The following is a 19188-nucleotide window of genomic DNA, read 5'->3' as shown; positions in this document are numbered from 1 at the left end:
TTCAAGGAGGAAAGCAATGGATAAGCAAAAACTGCACGAGCTGCGTGTGTTTGCGGCGGAAATCCGTCTGGAAACGCTCAAGGTGATCGCGTCGCGCGGCTTCGGCCATGTGGGCGGCTCGATGTCGATGGCGGATGCTATGGCGGTGCTGTATGGCGAGGTTATGCATATCGACCCGAAGAATCCCCGCTGGGAGGACCGCGACTGGTTCGTTCTGTCCAAGGGACACGGCGGCCCGGTCATGTATGCGACGCTCGGTCTCAAGGGATACTACCCGATAGAGAGCGCGTACACGCTCAACCAGCCGAACACGAATTTCCCGTCGCATACCGACCGCAGCAAGACCATCGGCGTTGACCTGACAACCGGCTCGCTCGGTCAGGGCATGAGCGAAGCCATCGGCGCGGCGCTCGGCAATCGTGCGCAGAATCGTCCGAGCCGTGTTTACGTTGCCGTAGGCGACGGCGAGTGTGACGAGGGTCAGATCTGGGAAGGTGCGCAGTTTGCCGCACACTACAAGCTGGATAACCTCGTTTGTCTCGTGGACAACAACGGCCGCCAGCTGGACGGCGCGATTGCCGACGTTATGAGCCACGGCAAGGGTATCGGCGCCAAGTTTGACGCATTCGGCTGGAATGTTATTGACGTAGCCGACGGCAACGATGTTGAACAGATCTATAACGCGCTCGAGCAGGCGAAGGCGTGCAAGGGCAAGCCGACCTGCCTGATTTTGAACACCGTAAAGGGCAAGGGCGCAACCTTTGCCGAGCCGTCCGGCGCACATTCTTCGCAGCCGACCAAGGAGCAGTGGGATGAAGCGATCGCCGCATCCGAAGCCGCTCTGGCTGCAGTGAAAAACGAAAAGTAAGGGAGGGGAACGCAATGAGTTTTACTTTGATCGGCAAGCATGAAAAGGACAGCCGCGCCAATCGCGACGGCTATGTAGAAGCCATGCTCGAAATGATGGCGGAAAATCCCAAGCTGATGCACGTTGACTGCGACCTGATGGGCTGCATCAACACCGGAAAGCTGCTGAAGGCGTTCCCGGCCCAGACCTTTAACGCAGGCATCGCGGAGCAGAACGCCATGGGCGTTGCCTCCGGCATGGCCGCCACCGGCCTGACCGTATTCGCGCACTCGTTCGGCTGCTTTGCTGCCCGCCGCATGTTCGATCAGGCATTTCTGGCAGCAGGCTACTCTGAGCTGCCGGTGCATGTGATCGGTTCCGACCCGGGTGTCTGCGCAGCGTTCAACGGCGCAACTCACATGCCGTTTGAGGACTGTGCGCTGTACATGAACATTCCGAACGCGGTCGTTATCGACTCGTGCGACTTTGCACAGACCAAGGCACTGACCAGGAAGCTGGCTGCCTGCGGCAGTCCGTCCTACATGCGCCTGATCCGCAAGGGCTTCACCACCGTGTATGCGGACGGCTCTGATTTTGAGATCGGCAAGGGTGTTACGCTGCGCGACGGCAAGGACGTAACCATTATTGCCTCCGGCATTCTGGTAGACGAGGCACTCAAGGCAGAGGAGCAGCTGGCAGCAAAGGGCATTTCCGCCCGCGTGATCGACATGCATACCTGGAAGCCGCTTGACGAGGAGCTGGTGCTCCGTGCGGCTGCAGAGACCGGCTGCATCGTCACCGCAGAGAACCATCAGGTCGGCACCGGCCTCGGCTCTGCCATCACCAACCTGACGAGCGCAAAGAATCCGGTTCCGGTGGAGCGTATCGGCATCCAGAACCGCTTCGGTCAGGTAGGCCCGCAGGATTTCCTTATGCAGCAGTATAACCTCACTGCAGAGGATATTGCGGCAGCAGCTCTGCGCGCCATTGCCCGCAAGCAGGGATAATTACAGAAAAGCTCCCGTTGGAACGGTTGATCGGTTCCGGCGGGAGCTTTTCTGCGCGCAGCAGCGGACACGCGTTAAGGAAGAAATGCATAATTTTTGCTTGAAAAGATTGGTGAGAAGTGAGATTGCTTTTCTGACGGAACAGGGATAGAATTATAAGTACAAGTTACGCAAACGTTTGCGAGAAAGAAAACGGAATGCATAACCACACGAATCTGTTGCACGGGGAGGAGGAATGAGATTTCGCTGCAGAATCGGGAAAGAAACAGAATTTTAAGAAAGAGGGTCCGAGATACATGAAAAAACGCATACTCAGTTTGGCGCTGTCTGCTGCAATGGCTTTGACGATGCTCCCGACGGGAGCCTTTGCTGCCAGCGACAAGGGAAAGCCGCCGGTATATAATAAGGCAACAGGCTGCTATGAAATCTCTACCCCGGACCAGCTGCTCTATCTGTCCGGCAGCTGGAGGGACGGCGCTCCCCGCGATGGACATTATGTTTTGACTGCCGATATTGATATGACCGGCGTCAAAGGATTTAAGCCGATTGCTTCCAAAAAGGATCAGGGCTTTACCGGCACATTTGACGGTCAGTTCCATGCGATCAAGGGACTGCGCGTAGAATATGAAAAGAAATATGCCGGCCTGTTCGGCTATGTCGGCAATCAGGACGATCAGGCATATATCAAGGATGTTGCCCTGCTCGACTGCTATGTGACCGGTCAGCAGAATGTCGGCGCTCTGGCAGGCGTAAACTACGGTACGATTACCGGCTGTGTTGTCACCGGTGAGGTAAAGTGCCTGGATCTGTCCAACTCGCACACCGCAGGCGGTATCTGCGGCAAGCTGAAGGAGGGCGAAGGCCCGATCGTCGGTCATGTTGAGGACTGCTATGTCAACGCAGACGTTTCCGCTCCGTATGATGCGGGCGGCGTTGCCGGCATTCAGGACGGCGGCGGCTATCTGGCACGCTGCTTTGCAGCCGGTACGGTCGATACCATCGCAAAGAGCGGCACGGTAGGTCATGCGGGCGGTATTGCAGGCTCGTTCAACGCCGGTGAAACGCTCAAGGACAGCGTTTCTGCACAGACCGTTATCAACGGCGTTGCGGACGTGGATAAGATCGTCGGTCAGCTCGACGACGAGGCAGCTACCAACATCACCGGCAATATTGCATGGGAGGGCACGCTGCTGTCCGGCAACGAGCCGACCGAGCAGCCGATTAAGTGGGAGGATGTTTCCGCCGCAAAAATGCAGGATAAGTCCACCTATGAAGCACTCGGCTGGGATATGAGCAAGGTTTGGGACTGGAGTGCCTCCGGCAAGCAGCCTGTTCTGCGCGGCTATGATGCCTCCATCTTCCCGGCAGTGGATTACACCGTCAGCGGCACGCGCATTATCTCCCGCGCGCTGAACACCGCACCGCATAAAGGCAAGGCCGAGGTCTCTGCCCGCATCATCACGAGCGACAAGGTACAGAGCGCGACCCTGTACTACGGCTATGATTCTTCCAAGGTCGATACTGCTGTTGCCATGAAGGAATCGAATGGCACCTACACCGCTTCTCTGCCGACCGACAAGACCGGCGATATGTTCTACTACATCGAGGTTAAGACCAACAAGGAAACCGTAACCAAGCCGTACACCAAGTCCGAGCCGATCGTGCTGAATATTGATGACGGCAAGGTAAAGGGCGAACCCGATCAGATCACCATTACGCCGGATACCAAGCAGGGCGGCCTGCGCTTCAGCTGGCTGACTGACCCCGCTGTCACCAAGAGCGTTATTCAGTACAAGGTCAAGGGCACTTCCAAGTGGGAGAGCAAGTCCGGCACCTCTTATGTAGAATCCGTAACCGCAGGCTATAAGGAAAAAGCCGCACATCGTGTGGAAATCACCGGTCTGAAACCGTCTGCCGAGTATGTATACCGCGTAGGCGACGGCGGCAGCTTCATGAGCGAGGAAAAGTCGTTCACCGCACCGAAGTCCGCTTCGGATAAGAATTTCAGCGTTATCTTCTACTCGGACCCGCAGTCTGAGTCCGTAGAGAACTACATGAGCTTCAAGGATTCTATCGATCAGGCACTCAAGATCTGCCCGAACCCGGATCTGATGATCTCCGCAGGCGACACCACCCAGAACGGCTATAAGTCCACCGAATGGGAGGCATGCTTTGACGTTATGGGCGATTACTACGCCAAGTATCCGACCGCTACCGTTGCGGGCAACCACGAGATGAAGGGCGACTGGAATTTCGTATCGTTCGCACAGCGCTTCAATATGTCGGGCGCGAACACCGGCTATCCGCAGTTTGACCGCACAATGGGCTACTTTGAGTACGGCGACGCGATCTTCGTAATCCTGAACGGCGAGGTTACGCCGGCCGACAAGAAGGCAGAGATCATGAAGAAAGAGCTGCAGTGGTGCAAGAGCGTGCTGGATGCTTCCGACAAGAAATGGCGCATCGTTATGACGCACGCAGGCCCGTACACCTCCAACCACGATCCGCTGGATGTGCGCGACTATTACATCAACGACAGCGAGTATTCGCTCGATGCAATGGGCGTTGACCTGTTCCTAAACGGCCATGACCATATCTATATTCGTTCTACCGTGAAGAACGACATCAAGGTCAACACCGGCGACGGCACGACCTATCTGACCGGCGGTACGGTAGGCAATAAGTTCTACGAGTACATTCCGGCTCGTTCGGACTACTCCACCGATTTCTACACCGATGAAGAGGATAAGCAGGTATTCTCCATCATCGAGTTCAGCGAGGATTCCATCAAGGGCACCGCTTACCAGAAGCAGGATGCGGACAACTGGAACAGCTTCAAGGCAGTGGACAGCTACGAGATCCGCAACACCCTGCGCGAAGGCAAATCCGTTACCGATTATACCGACGTTCCGGCGAACGCATGGTACTACAAGGCGGCGGATTACGTCACCAAGAACGGTCTGCTCTCCGGCGATAAGGCGTATACGTTCGGCGCGAGCAAGGCACTGACCCGCGCACAGGTCGCACAGGCACTGTACAATCTGGCAGGCCAGCCTAAGACCGAGCTGACTGACAGCTTCAGCGATGTTCCGGTAACGCATCAGGCCCGCACGGCTATCGCGTGGGCGGAAAAGACCGGCATCATGGAGGGCGTCGGCGGCGGCAAGTTCTCGCCGGACCGCAGTGTCACCCGTCAGGAGGCCGCAACGCTGCTGACCCGTCAGCGCAAGCTGAGCGGCGAGGATACCACAGCGGACAGCGCCATCGTTAAGGACTTCACCGACGGCAGCACCATCTCCGACTGGGCAGCAGCAGGCGTAGCCTACTGTGCAAAGACCGGTCTGGTACAGGGCAAGCCGGGCAAGGTATTTGCGCCGAAGTCTACCATCACCCGCGCGGAGATGGCGACCATCATGCAGCGCATTGCAGCATGATCCTTTGAAAGATAAACCATAAACGGGGGCGCAGCCGACGGCTGCCGCTGCCCGGAACAGAAAAAACTCCGCAAGCGTTTTCGCTTGCGGAGTTTGCGTTTTCTGAGGAGCAGCTTACTTGCGGTTGGTGCGGTTTGCAGTGAACAGCTTAGCGGTGCAGGGATCGCAGGACAGCTCAAACATAGCGGTGTTCATCAGAAACTTGGAAAAATTCTTACGCATTACAATTACCTCAATTCAGTCTTGTTTTTTTAACTGATGATATTCTACCAGATTATTTTGTGCAAAACAAGCGCAAACGTATACGGAATATACAATGAAATAAAAATACTTTTATGCAGAATGAACAATCGAAAAGGCAAACTGCATGAAACAAGAAGAATAAAAGGTGAAATACAAACAGAAAACGTTTGCGGTGCATCGGAAATAAAGCGTGATGTACGACAAAAAAGCTGCTGTTGCGTTGAAGCAACAGCAGCTTTTACATGGTATCGTTTTGTCTCAATCCTCGGTGCATTCGGGACGGATGATGGTATAGTTGCCCGAACGCAGCAGATCTGCAAGACCGAAGCTGTCTTCGGGGAGGGTGTCGGACAGAATACCGGTCGTACCCTGATCGCCGGGACGGTGGCAGTCCGAGCCGGCCGTCATGATGAGATGATGCTCCTTGGCATAAGCCAGCGCAAGATCGTTATGGCTGTCATGGCGGGGGTTGAGGTTGAGCACCTCGACGCCGTCCAGATATTCCGCCGGAGCGGGGGTGCATTTTTTGCGGAACGGGTGTGCCTGCACGAGCAGTGCGCCGTCTGCGCGGTATTGCGGGGCAAAGGCCGCCAGACCCTCGCGCATGACGCGATCCGGATCTGCCAACAGGGCATCGTGAAAGCCGTACAGCAGATAATCATTGTCCGATTCGTCAAAACGCAGTTCAGCACCCGCATACACGCGGATATTGTATTTTTCGGACACTTTTTTCAGCCGGTGATAGCCCTGCAGGAAGGCCTGTGTTTTACTGCCGGGGGTGGTCAGGTCAATCTCGGCATAGTCGAAGCATTCGCGGTTGTAGTGGTCGGTGACGCAGATCGCGTCATAGCCGCACGCGGTATAATACTTCATAATGGCCTCCGCGCCAAGCCAGCCGCAGCGAGAGATATAGGTGGTATGCAGATGGGTTTCAATGCGGTACATAAGCTCCTCCTTTTTGTGTATGAGAATGCCGCAGGATTCTGCGGCATTCTCGATCAGCAGCGCTGCGGTTGACCTGTTGGTGTATTGTGTGTGATAAAAGGGCTAAGAGAGAAAAGCGGTCGGTGCGCAGTGCTGTGGATTTATTTTTTTGATGCGCGGCATGAGCTGCGCGAAACCAGTGTCGGACGGATCATGCGGTGCGTGAACTCGTCCTGCTCATCCGAATCAATGATGCGCGTGAGCAGATCAACGGTGGCTTCTGCAAGAAGCTGCTTGCGCTGATCGACGGTGGAAAGCTCGATCTTTGGCAGTGCGGAATAAATGATGTTGTCAAAGCCGAGCAGGGAAATATCCTCGGGGATAGAGATGCCGTATTCGTCTGCTGCCTGCAATACGCCGAGCGCCATGGAATCGGTCGAGGCGAAGATCGCAGTGGCGGAACAGCCGTTTGCGAACAGCTTCCGGCTGAGTGCACAGCCGATGTCGATCGAGGAGCAACCATGCGGATTGTCGATGACCTGCGGGGTGATACCTGCTTTTTCCATCATTTCGGTAAAGCCGCGCAGACGAAGCTGGTGCGTCAGGCTGTTGGGGCGGTTGCCCAGATAGACAATGTCACGGTGGCCGAGCTCCAGCAGATGCTCTGCTGCCAGACGGCCGCCTGCCAGATTATCAATGCAGACCGAGTTGACCTCATCGCCGCTGACGAGTGCCGGCGTTCCGAGCAGAACGGCGGGCAGTCGGGGAGCGAGTTTCTGGATCATGGTTCCTGCATCCTGCTGTGAGCTGGCAAGGATGATGCCGTCCACCTGATGACTGATCAGGAAACCGAACAGCTCTTCGGTCACTTTGGCATCATTCTGCCCATTGCACAGGATCACGTTGTAGCCGAGGCTGCGTGCGTGCGTTTCGATGCCGAGAGAGAGTTCGGCATAGAACGGATTGGTCATCTCGGGAACGATCAGGCCGATGACGTTGGTTTTGTTGCAGATCAGACTGCGTGCGAGTGCATTGACACGGTAGCCCTCCCGTCGGCAGATTTCCAGGATCCGCTGGCGGGTTTGCTCGCTCAGTTCAGGCGAATTGCTGAGTGCGCGGGAGACGGTAGAAGTCGAAACACCGGCAATGCGGGCGATATCTTTGATGGTAATGTGCTGTCGCATAGATGCCGCTTCCTTCCCATAGTAGTTTTAATAAGAATATAATACCGTATTTGCCGGGGAAAGACAAGGATAACGGCAGAAGGCGGGAAAAATATCAGATATGTTCCGGGTGCCGAAGCGGTTCCGGATGGACTCAGGCGTAAAATTCCTTGATATAGTCGAGGACAGCCTGTTCGGGACCCTGCAGCGGACCGGGGGTTTCCATTTTGAGCGAAACGGCTGCGGTAGCGAACAGCAGCGCGTCCGGGATGGAAACGCCCATCATGCGCTTGGCAAGATAAGCACCGAAGGTGGTATCGCCGCGTCCGGTACGGCCGGACAGATTGCGTGCCTTGACCGGGCAGGTATAATAGTCCTTGCCGTCATAGACCAGCATTTCGCTGTTGTGCGAGATCAGGATCTCCTTTGCGCCCCATTCATAAAGCTGCTTGGCGGCAGCGCGGCGGTCGGTCAGACCGGTGAGGATCTCGGCTTCTGCCGCATCGGTTTTGAGAAAATCAAAATAGGGGAGATAGGTCAGCTTGTCTTTCCAGTCGTGGAAATTCATCAGGCCGTTTTCGTTGTGCCGGAGAAATCCCTGAATATCTGCGGATACCTTGCCTTTTTTGGAAAGCGCGGGGATCAGCTCGTTGGGGAAATCGCCGTACAGCAGACCGGCCAGATGATACAGGCCGCAGTCCACATCGGGGATCTGATCGGGAGTGATTGCATCCGACTGTGCCAGGCATTCGGCCTTGCGGCGTTCACGGTCGGCGGTGAAGTAGGTGTTCTGCATCAGGGTGGTGCATTGGGCGGGCAGCACGGCGATATGGTCGCTGTCCAGATGAAATGCATCCAGTACATCGGTATCGTCCGGATGGATCTTGACTGAAGCGAAAAGGTTTGCGGAAGCGGCTGCGGCAGCGTATGCACAGAAGAATACAGCGCCGCCGATTTCGCGGACTTCCTGACCGGTATAGTCGATATTGATGTCCCGCGTGGCGGGTCCGATCAGCATAAGATCATATTTCATACGAATCCTTCTTTCTCATTTCTACGGAAACGTTTGCGTTGATTACAGTATACGGGAATATGGAGAGAAAAGCAACTGTGCATAATTAACGAAAACACCTGGATGTAAATTGTGAATATCATAAAACTTTGATAGGAGAATGTGATTTTTTATTGACATAGCCGGGAGATAGTGGTACGGTTGAATCAGGAAATGAAAACGTTTGCGTAAAACGTGATGCAAATGAAAATGCAGGAGTAAAGAAAAAAGGGAAGAGAGAGGAGTTGTTATGATACAAGCTGTTTTCTTCGATATTGGAGGAACCGTACATACACAGGACGCTACCCCGGAGAGTGACCGCGATTATATCCGCCGACTGTGGTGCTTCCTTCATATGAATCATATTTACACAGCAGAAACGCCGGAGCAGCTTCTGGAGCACATCAATGCAGGCGCCAAAGCATACAAGGCCTATACCGAACAGGAACTGATCGAGCTGCCGCCGGATGTGATCTGGCAGAAGTTCTTCCTGAAGGACTTTGACATTCCGGCAGAAAAACTTGCGGGACTGGGCGAGGAGCTCTGCTACATGTTCGACCGATACCGCAAGCACATCGTCAAACGCGAGGGGCTGAAGGAAACGCTGGAGGCTCTCAGGCAGCGCGGGTATCGGCTGGGTGTAATCTCCAACATTATGAGCACGACCTTCGTACCGCGCATTCTGGAGGAACACGGCATAGCGCAGTATTTTGAAACGATTACGATGAGCAGCGTCTGCGGCATCCGCAAACCGCGGCCGGAGATTTTCGAGATCGCGCTGAACGAAATGAGAATCGGGAAAGAACAGGCGGCCTACGTCGGAGATACCATCTCCCGCGATGTGCGCGGTGTGCGGAACGCCGGATGGCCGCTGATGATTCAGATCGATAACCCTCGCATTTATCACAAGGACGAAAAGTACCGCGGCATGGGGTATGAGCCGGATGTCAAGATCGGCTCGCTGCCCGAAGTGGTGACCGCGGTGGAACAATACAATCGGAATTTGAAGGAGGGGCAAAACTGAAATGAAACCAAAAGATCAGAACTACTCCAAATCCAGAAGGTTAAAGAACCAGATCAAGGCGGTTGTCACCAACCCGTATAACCTGATCGTGCTGATTGCGATCGTGCTGCTGACCTACTTGATCGTTTTTCCTCTGCTGGATATGATTTCGACCTCGTTTACGCTGGCACAGAAGGATGCACGACTGGCGGGCGGCACAGCGGGATCGTTCACACTGTATTACTGGCAGCGCCTGCTCGGCAGTGCACTGACCAAGCAGATGCTGCTCCAGCCGCTGCTCAATTCGCTGCTGATCGGTGTCTGCGTATCGTTCTTCGCTATCCTGATCGGATCGGTTCTTGCATGGCTGATGGTCCGCACGGATCTTCCCTTCAAGCCGTTCTTCTCGCTGGCAGTTATCATTCCTTATATGATCCCGAGCTGGTGTAAGTCGCAGGCTTGGCTGACCATGTTCAAGACCGAACGCATCGGCGGTGCGCCAGGCTTCCTGATGAGTCTTGGCATCAATATTCCCGACTGGCTGGCATACGGCCCGGTCGCGATCATCACCGTGCTTTCGCTTCATTATTACGCATATGCGTATCTGCTGGTTTCCGCAGCACTGAACTCCATCAACTCCGAGCTGGAGGAGATGGGCGAGATCCAGGGCGCCGGCAAGGCAACCATTCTCCGCAAGATCACCTTCCCGCTGGTACTGCCGGCTATGCTTTCCGCCGTTATCCTGACCTTCTCCAAGGCGATCGGCACCTTCGGCGTTATCAACTACTTGGGCTCCAAGGTCAATTTCGTGACCCTGTCCAGCCAGCTGTACATGAACAGCAAGTCCCAGAATACCCAGACCGCGTTTGCCATGGCACTCATCATGATCTGCATCGCTTCGATCTCGGTATTTGTCAACCAGAAGCTGATCGGCTCGCGCAAGTCCTACGCCACCATCGGCGGCAAGGGCGGCCGTTCCACCCCGATCCGTCTGGGCAAGCATAAGCTGCTGATCACGGCCGTGCTGTTCCTGTTCTTCGTTTTCGGCATCATCATGCCGATCGCACTGCTGATCCTCGAGTCCTTTATGCTCCGTGAGGGTGACTACTCGCTGTCCAACCTGACGCTGCACTACTGGATCGGCAATCCGATCGCAACGGTAATGGAAGGTCAGCCGGGTATCTTCAAGAATGCTAACTTTATCAATTCGCTGATCAATTCCCTCAAGCTGACGTTTGTAAACGGTGTATTCGGCACCATCTTCGGTCAGATCATCGGTTATATCTGCGCCAAGGGCCGCGGCAAGCTGCACGGCAAGGTTGTTGAGCAGCTGGTATTCATCCCGTACCTGATCCCGTCCATCGCATTCGGCGGTATCTTCCTGTCGATGTTCTCCGCTCCGCAGCAGCTGTTCGGCGTAACGCTGGTTCCGTCCCTGTACGGCACGTTCGCACTGCTGACCATCACCTCTGTAGTAAAGCATCTGCCGTTCGCTTCCCGCGCCGGCACCTCCAATATGCTGCAGATTGGCGGCGAGCTGGAGGAAGCAGCCGAGATTGCAGGCGCAGGCTTCTTCAAGCGCTTTATCCGCATTGTATTCCCGCTTTCCAAGGGCGGCTTCATTTCGGGCTTCATGCTGATCTTCGTTTCTATTATGAAGGAACTCGATCTGATCATCCTGCTGATGACCCCGAAAACCTCCACGCTGCCGTATTTGGCATTCCAGTATCAGAACAGTAACTCTCCGCAGGCTTCTGACTGCGTGGCAATCGTCATGTTCTCCATCGTATTCCTGGTATACGCACTGGCGAATATCTTTGGCGACGCAGATCTGGCGAAGAGCATGGGCGGTTGATCCGCATGGTATAACCGGAAAAAAGGAGTTTGGAAAATGAGCAAAATTGAACTGAAGCATATTGATAAATTCTACGGTAAGAACCACATTCTGAAGGATGTAAACCTCACGATTGAAGACGGTGACTTTATGACGCTGCTCGGCCCGTCCGGCTGCGGCAAAACCACCACGCTGCGTGTAGTATCCGGCTTGGAGAAGCCGCAGAACGGCACCATTCACATGGACGGCAAGGAAATCGTCAACGCTGCGGAGGCTCATTTCGCGCCTCCGAGCGAACGTGACCTCAACCTGGTATTCCAGTCCTACGCATTGTGGCCGCATATGACGGTGCGCGAGAACATCGCGTTCGGTCTGAATATCCAGAAGCTGCCCAAGGATGAGGTAGATCGCCGCATCAAGGATGCCCTTGGGCGAATGCAGATCGGCCAGTATGTAGACCGTTACCCGTCCGAGCTGTCCGGCGGCCAGCAGCAGCGCGTTGCAATCGCCCGCGCTATCGCTTCCGAGCCGCATCTGCTGCTGATGGATGAGCCGCTGTCCAACCTGGATGCAAAGCTCCGCGTGGATATGCGCAGCGAGCTCAAGCGTCTGCACACCGAAACCGGCACGACGATGATCTACGTTACCCACGATCAGGTCGAGGCGCTGACCATGTCCACCAAGATCGCGATTTTCCGCGAAGGCATCATCATTCAGGTGGCACATCCGCTGGAGCTGTACAACAACCCCGCCAATCTGTATGTGGCAGACTTTATCGGCAACCCGCGCATCAACTTTGTTGACGGCAAGGCAGAGGTTTCCGCTTCCGGTCTGACAGTAAACAGCGTGCTGGGCCGGATGACATTCCCGGCCGATCATCTCAAGGACGAGAATATGCCGCGGGAAGCATCGTTCGATGCAGTGCTCGGCATTCGTCCGGAGCAGATTGCCATCAACACCTCGCGTCAGTCCCCGTCCGACATCGAAGCGCATATCTACACCTCGATGCCTGCCGGCTCCGAGACTCTGGTCACCGTCAAGGTCGGCGGCGTGAGCATGGTCATCAAGGCACTCGGCATTACGCATTACAGCCCGGATCAGGTGGTTTATCTGTCGATCGACACCACCAAGATCAACGTATTTGATAAGAAAACCGAAAACCTCATCAAGTATTCGGTTGAATAAGCACCATACCAGCAATTCACACTTTCACAAGAAACGAAGAGAGGAAACTGAAGGAGGAAAAACAAATGTTACAGCACAAGCGCACTTTAGCAGGTATTCTGGCAGCAACGATGATGTTCTCGCTGACCGCGTGCGGCGGAGGCGGAGCGACGACGGATCCGGGCAGCGATGCCGCGCAGGATCCGAATGAGGCAGCGGCAGCGGGCACGCTCCAGCTGAGCGAGTGGGAAGAGTCCTCCGGTATCTTCAACACGGATGAGACCGATGAGGAACTGTACGAGAAGGCGAAGGAAGAGGGCAAGGTAACCATCTATTCGATTTCCTCCCGTATCACCAAGGTCGCCAATGCCTTTATGGAGAAGTATCCCGGCGTTGAAGTAGAGCCGTTCGATATTTCCACCAACGAGCTGCTGGAAAAGGTTACCCGTGAGTATGATGCCGGTCAGCACGTTGCCGATGTGGTGCATATCAAGGATCAGGACGGTACGCTGTACAACGAGTATATTCTGCCGCGCAAGTTCTATAACTACAAGCCGGCAGATATCCTGTCGCACATTGATGAAAAGTACACCAAGACGCAGACCCCGATGTATGTCGAGCTGACGCAGCTGTTCTACAACAGTGAAGCCTATCCGGACGGTTCTCCGGTGACGAATATCTGGCAGCTGACCGAGCCGGACTGGAAGGGCCGTGTCATGATGCAGAACCCGCTGGATAATCTGGCATGGGGCTCCTGGATCACCGGTTTCTGCGTAGGCGATGTTCCGGATGAGCTGGCTGCTTCCTACAAGGAGCTGTACGGTAAAGAGCTGACGCTGTCCGACGGCTGCGAGAACGCAGGCTATGAGTTCCTCAAGCGTCTGCATGACAACGAACCCATCTTCACCTCTTCTTCTGACGAGATCGCGGAAGCTGTAGGTACCAAGGGTCAGACCAATCCGCCGATTGGCTTCTGCGCTTCCTCCAAGCTGCGTAAGAACGAGGATAACAACTGGTGCCTCGCTCCGGTAAACCTCGAGCCGACCACTGGTATCCCGCAGATCAACACCCTGTACGTTGTCGGCGAGTGCGAGCATCCGAATGCTGCCAAGCTGCTGGTCCGCTTCATGATGGGCGGCGCAGACGGCGATGTATCCGGCTACAAGTACTTCAATACGCTGGGCGGCTGGCCGGTACGCGATGATATCGAACCGGCTGAGGGTTCCACCCCGTACAGCGATCTGCACGTTTCTGATTTCAACGTTACCGATATCTATGAGAACATCAACCCGGTTCGTGATTTCTGGACGCTGCTTGGCTAAGACGTAATCAAAAGAGAAAACGATACGGACGCGGCAGGCTGAAAAGCCTGCCGCGGATAGTAAAAGCGGAAGGAGCATACAGAATGGCTTTATTCGTAACCAAGGAAGGCAAGCGCAAGAGTCCGATGGCAGTTACCTGCTTTTTCGTGGATCTGCTGTTCTGTCTGGTATTCGGCGGTATGTATGCACTGCTGACCGGCGTACTGCATGACAATCTGCCTCTCGGCGGAGGCATGGCAGAGAACTGGATCCACTGCGGTCTGATCTCTGTGGTGGGTACTGCGGTCTGCTGCATCCTGTTTCTGCTGCCGGATAAGCGGATCGTGCCTTACAGCTTTGCGAGCCTGCCGGTTATCACGATCATGTGCGTGGTCGCAGCGTTCCAGCTGGAGCCTGCTGCCCGGAATATGATGCTGTATGTGACCTTCCTGTATACCTTGATGCCGATCCTTGTCGGCAACGCGGTATCGTGGACGCTGTATTTCAAGCTGTACAAAAAACCGATGCCGCGCCGCCTGTAAAGGGGAGCAGTATGGAAAAACTGACAAAAGAGTGCGTGCTGCAATCTGCGGCACGGTTGGAGCAGGAATCGCAGGATGCGGTGATGCGGGATATTCCTCAGTTTTTTGAGGCGGAGATCGTGACCCGGTTTGCGGGTGCGGTGCCGCAGAAGAAAGAACTGAATCCGCTGGTGTTCAACATGGAGCGGGGCATATGTCTTGCCGAAACAGTAGATTTTCTCCGGGAATGCCCGGCGCTGCGGCCATATGACCTGATCCTGGCCAATGAGCTGGATAGCGGCTGTGCCCGGTCGGGCGAGCGGGATACTGCCGCAGAGATCGCCCGTGCGCTGGGAATGCAGTATGTGTTCGGGCTGGAGTTTGTCGAGCTGAAGGACGCTGCACACGGGTTTCACGGCAATGCAATCTTTTCGCGCTGGCCGATCCTGTGGGCAGAGGTGCTCCGTCTGCCGGAGCAGTATAACTGGTATCATGACCGACAGAAGCGCATCGGCGGCCGCAATGCGGTTTTTGCAAAGCTTGATGTGCAGGGACAGGAGGTCGGCGCGGTATCCATCCATCTGGAAAACCGGACGAGCGGCGCGGGCCGCCTGCAGCAGATGAAAGCTGTACTGCAGGAGGTTGAGCGTGTATTTCCGGGGATTCCCGTTGTGCTGGGCGGCGATCTCAATACCAATACCTTTGACGGACGCGATAAGGCGGTGATTCGTCATCTGTGTGACGAGCCGGAGGAACTGGCTGCGGCGATCGAAATGATCGACCTGTATGAACCGCTTCTGCAGGACTGCACCGCAGCAGGCTATGCATGGCGGGCGGCTTCGGGCGGTGCGGACTGCACACGGCGCAAACCGCTGCCGGAGGGCGGCTGCCTGCATATGAAGCTGGATTGGTTGCTGCCGCGCGGCTTTACCGTGCACTGCAGCAGTGTGATTTCTACACTGACGGCAGACTGCGGCTTTGCTGCGCAGGACAGTGCGCTGGCCCGGTATACACAGCCGGAGCTGAGCGATCACAATGTGGTTCGTGCCTCCCTTGCACTGCCGCAGAAGGAGGAGTAAACGTGATTAACACTATATTATTTGATATGGGAGGAACGCTCGAGGATATCTGGTATAATGATCAGACGATTCACTCGGTTACCGGAGAGTTGCGGACGTTCCTCAATGAACATGATTTGGGTACAGGCTGTAATGACATTACCTTCTGGAACAAGCTGAACAGCGGTATCCGTACCTACAAACAATGGAGCGAATCCAACGAACTGGAGAAAAAACCGGAGGAAATCTGGCCGGAGTATTATATGGCGGACTTCAATCTGGACCGTGAAAAACTGCAGGAGGTAGCGGAACGGCTGGCCGGCATGTGGGAAGTGACCTATTATCACCGCGAGCTTCGTCCGAAGGTCAAGGAGACTCTGGAGGAACTGAAAAAACGCGGGTATCATCTGGGCGTCATCTCCAACACGGCATCGCTTTATTCGGTGTTCGATGTGCTGGAGCAGTACGGAATCCGCGATTATTTTGAAGATGTTACCTTGTCCAGCGTGACCGGATACCGGAAACCGCATCCGTCTATTTTCCAGATCTCGCTGCGCCAGATGCAGGCGAAGCCGGAGGAATGTGCCTATGTGGGCGATACGATCTCGCGTGATATCATCGGTGCAAAGCGAATGCATTTCGGTGCCGCGATCCAGATCCAGTCGTTCCTGTCGGCGCAGAAGGATGCCGGTGTAGATGCTGCTTACCAGCCGGATCATATCATTCGGGAATTGCCGGAGCTGGTGGATTATCTGGAGGAGCGAAATCGAGCAGAGCGCTTGACGATGCAATAAGAAAAAGAACGTAACCGTAACAATCTCTCTCTCTTTTTCTGACCGTACCCTGCCATTGCAGGGTGCGGTCAAATATTTTAGACAGGAGGGAAACGAAAATGGGGAAAATTACAGTGGTGGATATCGTGCTGCGGCTGCTGGGTGCAGTGATCGTCGGGTTTGCCGTCGGCGCGCAGCGCGCACGGACCTCGCATCCGGCGGGAATCCGCACACATATTCTGGTAGCACTCGGCTCGTGTGTGGTCATGGTGACAAGCTGCATCCTGTATGAGCAGACGATCGCAGTATTTGGGACAACGCCCTCTGACCCGGCGCGACTGGGCGCACAGGTCATCAACGGCATCGGTTTTCTGGGTGCCGGTGCGATCCTGCGTGAGGGATTTACCGTTCGCGGACTGACAACGGCGGCCAGTGTCTGGGTCGTTGCCTGTCTCGGTCTGTCGGTCGGCATGGGATACTATGTGCTCACGGCGGTCGGTACGGTGATTGCCTTTGTAACACTGGTGGCGTTTGACGGGATTCAGGAAAAAATCCGCGCCAGAAGCCGCTCGGAACTGGATCTGCAGATCGAATGTGACCATATGGGCGACATCATGGTGGAACTGTCGCATCTGGCAGAACGGCATTTCGCGAAGCTGCTTGATCTGTCCTTCAGCAGAACTCCGCATAACACCTATATCATCAGCTTCCGTGCAAGCTTTCCACCGAACGGATATGAGTCCGCGCAGAATGCATTCCGCCAGGAGCTGGCAGGTGTTTCCGGCATGATCCGCATGGAAAATCATAATGACCATATCTAAGGCAACACCGCATAATTAGAGCAGCGGCTTTTTTCGCAGGCTCCGGTCGCGCTGCCGCGGCGCTTGGCGGAAATTTTGTGCCCTGACCTTGCTGTGCTTTTATGTTAATACATCAGGTATTGCTGTAAGATCACGCCTCGTCCGTGCAGAAAAATTTGCTTGCAGTATTATGCGGTATTGTCCTATTTCTTCCCGAGGGGAACAGCAGCACCCGAATCAGTGGCATGGTCGGTGCTGCTGTTTCCTTTTACCCGCAATCATACACCGTCGGGAAAACCACAGCAGTTCCCGCGGTCATTTCTCAGACAAAGGAGTCGGTACAGTATGAACCCGGTTTTTGTTATCGGACATCGTAATCCGGATACAGATTCGATCTGCTCTGCGATCTGTTATGCAGAGCTTAAGCACAGGCTGACCGGAGAACCATATATCCCCTGCCGGGCAGGCCATGTCAATACAGAGACCAAATTTGTCCTTGAGCGCTTCGGCGTAAAAGCGCCGCGTTATATCAAGTCGTTTGAGCCGTGTCTGAGCGATGTGCAGTACCGCAGGATCCCCGGTATTGATGAGGAGATGTCGCTGCACCGTGCATGGAATTACATGAACGAAAATGATATTCAGACGCTGGCCGTTGTCGATGAGGAGCGTCATCTTAAAGGACTGCTGACGCTGAGTGATATCGCGCGCTTCTATATGGAGGATAAGGACGCGAACGCATTGGCGGAGGCCGGCACAAGCTATCGCAACCTGGTGGATGTACTGGATGGTACGCTGATTGTCGGTGATAGCGAAAAGCGGTTTGAGCAGGGCAGCGTGGTGGTTGCGGCAGCCAATCCGGATGTTCTGGAGGATTATATCGGGCCGCGAGACATGGTCATTCTCGGCAATCGCTATGAGAGTCAGCTCTGCGCCATTGAGATGAACGCGGGCTGCATTATTATCGGGCTCGGCGCGAAAGTCTCGCGTACCATCCGCAAGCTGGCAAGTGAAAATCAGGTATCCATCATCGCAACGCCGCTGACGACATACAGCTGCGCCAAGGTGGTCAGTCAGGCTGTGCCGGTGCGCCATGTCATGCGCCGCAGGGGACTGATCACCTTTGAACCCGATGACGTGGTAGAGGATGTAAAGCGCGCAGTATCCAAAAAGCGTATGCGCTACTATCCGCTGCTGGATGAGCAGGGACGGTATATCGGAATGTTTTCTCAGCGCAATCTGCTGGATCTGGAGCGTCCGTCGGTCATTCTGGTCGATCACAACGAGCGGGATCAGGCGGCAGATGGTATTCGTTCGACCAATATCATTGAGATCATCGATCATCACCGCATTGATTCGGTTGAAACGAGCGGGCCGATCTATTTCCGAAATCAGCCGCTCGGCTGTACCGCGACTATTATCACAGGAATGTATCATGAGCATAATGTGCCGATCGAACCGAAAATCGCGGGTCTGCTGTGCTCTGCGATTCTGTCGGATACACTGATGTTCCGTTCTCCGACCTGTACGCCGCTCGACCGCGCCGCTGCAGAGGAGCTGGCGCAAATCGCAGGTCTGGACATCAGAGAGTATGCAACGGAGATGTTCCGCTCCAGCTCGCGCCTGCGCGACCGTTCAATGGATGAACTGTTCCACATGGATTTCAAGTATTTTCAGGTACAGAATAAAAAAATCGCCATTTCGCAGATCACGAGTGTCAGCGAGAATGAGCTGAACGGCATCCGGGATAAAATGCTGGGCTATATGGAGGACTATCTCAAGACGAGCGGACTGTCCATGCAGTTTGTCATGCTGACCAATATCATCGAGGAAAAGACCGAACTGCTTTATGTCGGCAGGGGTGCAAAGAATCTGGTGCATACCGCGTTCCGCAAGGAATGTGGAGAGCATTCGGTCGTGCTGCCGGGTGTAGTCAGCCGCAAAAAGCAGATGGTAACGCCGTTGCTCAGCGCAATGGAGGAGGAAGGGACCATGTAAGGCGGAAGTGCCTTGTGCTGCGTGCAGGCGCAGTTCGTGCGATACAGAACGAATACCCCCGTTCTGCACA

15 protein-coding genes are annotated in these 19188 nt (G+C 54.9%); 12 read left to right on the top strand and 3 right to left on the bottom strand.

Going from position 1 to position 19188, the window contains the following annotated elements; all coding sequences use genetic code 11:
- Positions 1-16 precede the first annotated feature (16 nt).
- The 3 genes from IEY11_RS05040 to IEY11_RS05030 all read left to right on the top strand — a co-directional run bounded on the left by IEY11_RS05040 (position 17) and on the right by IEY11_RS05030 (position 5288).
- Entirely contained in the window at positions 17-868 is an 852-nt protein-coding gene (locus tag IEY11_RS05040) for a transketolase (RefSeq protein WP_188885983.1), read from the top strand.
- Between the two features lie 14 nt (positions 869-882).
- The gene (locus IEY11_RS05035) at positions 883-1854 is read left to right on the top strand and encodes a transketolase family protein (RefSeq protein ID WP_118360247.1); all 972 of its coding nucleotides are present in this window, start codon (positions 883-885) and stop codon (positions 1852-1854) included.
- Positions 1855-2150: 296 nt separating this feature from the next.
- Positions 2151-5288 (top strand): S-layer homology domain-containing protein, encoded by a 3138-nt coding sequence (locus tag IEY11_RS05030; protein ID WP_188885982.1) that lies wholly within the window; start codon positions 2151-2153, stop codon positions 5286-5288.
- A gap of 501 nt (positions 5289-5789) precedes the next feature.
- Here IEY11_RS05030 and IEY11_RS05025 read toward each other — a convergent pair.
- From IEY11_RS05025 to IEY11_RS05015, 3 genes are all read right to left on the bottom strand, one after another.
- Positions 5790-6476 carry a PHP domain-containing protein gene (locus tag IEY11_RS05025; RefSeq protein WP_117751218.1) on the bottom strand — a complete coding sequence of 229 codons (687 nt, stop codon included), beginning with the start codon at positions 6474-6476 and terminating at the stop codon, positions 5790-5792.
- Positions 6477-6616: 140 nt separating this feature from the next.
- Positions 6617-7639, bottom strand: coding sequence for a LacI family DNA-binding transcriptional regulator (locus IEY11_RS05020; protein ID WP_188885981.1), 1023 nt, complete (start codon positions 7637-7639; stop codon positions 6617-6619).
- A gap of 133 nt (positions 7640-7772) precedes the next feature.
- Entirely contained in the window at positions 7773-8651 is an 879-nt protein-coding gene (locus tag IEY11_RS05015) for a PfkB family carbohydrate kinase (RefSeq protein WP_192924436.1), read from the bottom strand.
- A 268-nt stretch (positions 8652-8919) separates the two neighbouring features.
- Between IEY11_RS05015 and IEY11_RS05010 the strand changes: the two genes are divergently transcribed.
- From IEY11_RS05010 to IEY11_RS04970, 9 genes are all read left to right on the top strand, one after another.
- Entirely contained in the window at positions 8920-9693 is a 774-nt protein-coding gene (locus IEY11_RS05010; protein WP_118284896.1) for an HAD family hydrolase, read from the top strand.
- A gap of 1 nt (position 9694) precedes the next feature.
- The gene (locus IEY11_RS05005; RefSeq protein ID WP_188885980.1) at positions 9695-11527 is read left to right on the top strand and encodes an ABC transporter permease; all 1833 of its coding nucleotides are present in this window, start codon (positions 9695-9697) and stop codon (positions 11525-11527) included.
- Between the two features lie 36 nt (positions 11528-11563).
- The gene (locus tag IEY11_RS05000) at positions 11564-12691 is read left to right on the top strand and encodes an ABC transporter ATP-binding protein (RefSeq protein ID WP_188885979.1); all 1128 of its coding nucleotides are present in this window, start codon (positions 11564-11566) and stop codon (positions 12689-12691) included.
- 65 nt (positions 12692-12756) lie between these two features.
- Positions 12757-13992 carry an ABC transporter substrate-binding protein gene (locus IEY11_RS04995; RefSeq protein ID WP_188885978.1) on the top strand — a complete coding sequence of 412 codons (1236 nt, stop codon included), beginning with the start codon at positions 12757-12759 and terminating at the stop codon, positions 13990-13992.
- A gap of 83 nt (positions 13993-14075) precedes the next feature.
- The gene (locus IEY11_RS04990) at positions 14076-14513 is read left to right on the top strand and encodes a hypothetical protein (RefSeq protein ID WP_118360253.1); all 438 of its coding nucleotides are present in this window, start codon (positions 14076-14078) and stop codon (positions 14511-14513) included.
- Between the two features lie 11 nt (positions 14514-14524).
- Complete coding sequence (locus tag IEY11_RS04985; protein WP_188885977.1) at positions 14525-15571, top strand: endonuclease/exonuclease/phosphatase family protein; 1047 nt, start codon at positions 14525-14527, stop codon at positions 15569-15571.
- 2 nt (positions 15572-15573) lie between these two features.
- On the top strand, positions 15574-16344 hold the full coding sequence (locus IEY11_RS04980) for an HAD family hydrolase (RefSeq protein ID WP_158557264.1): 771 nt from the start codon (positions 15574-15576) through the stop codon (positions 16342-16344).
- 98 nt (positions 16345-16442) lie between these two features.
- Positions 16443-17144 carry an MgtC/SapB family protein gene (locus IEY11_RS04975; protein ID WP_118479050.1) on the top strand — a complete coding sequence of 234 codons (702 nt, stop codon included), beginning with the start codon at positions 16443-16445 and terminating at the stop codon, positions 17142-17144.
- Between the two features lie 324 nt (positions 17145-17468).
- Positions 17469-19118, top strand: coding sequence for a putative manganese-dependent inorganic diphosphatase (locus tag IEY11_RS04970; RefSeq protein WP_188885976.1), 1650 nt, complete (start codon positions 17469-17471; stop codon positions 19116-19118).
- Positions 19119-19188: the final 70 nt, after the last annotated feature.

This window comes from Butyricicoccus faecihominis, assembly GCF_014648015.1.
Taxonomy (GTDB): domain Bacteria; phylum Bacillota; class Clostridia; order Oscillospirales; family Butyricicoccaceae; genus Agathobaculum; species Agathobaculum butyriciproducens.
Note: the sequence above shows the minus strand (reverse complement) of the source record. Positions and strands in the feature narration are given on the sequence as shown.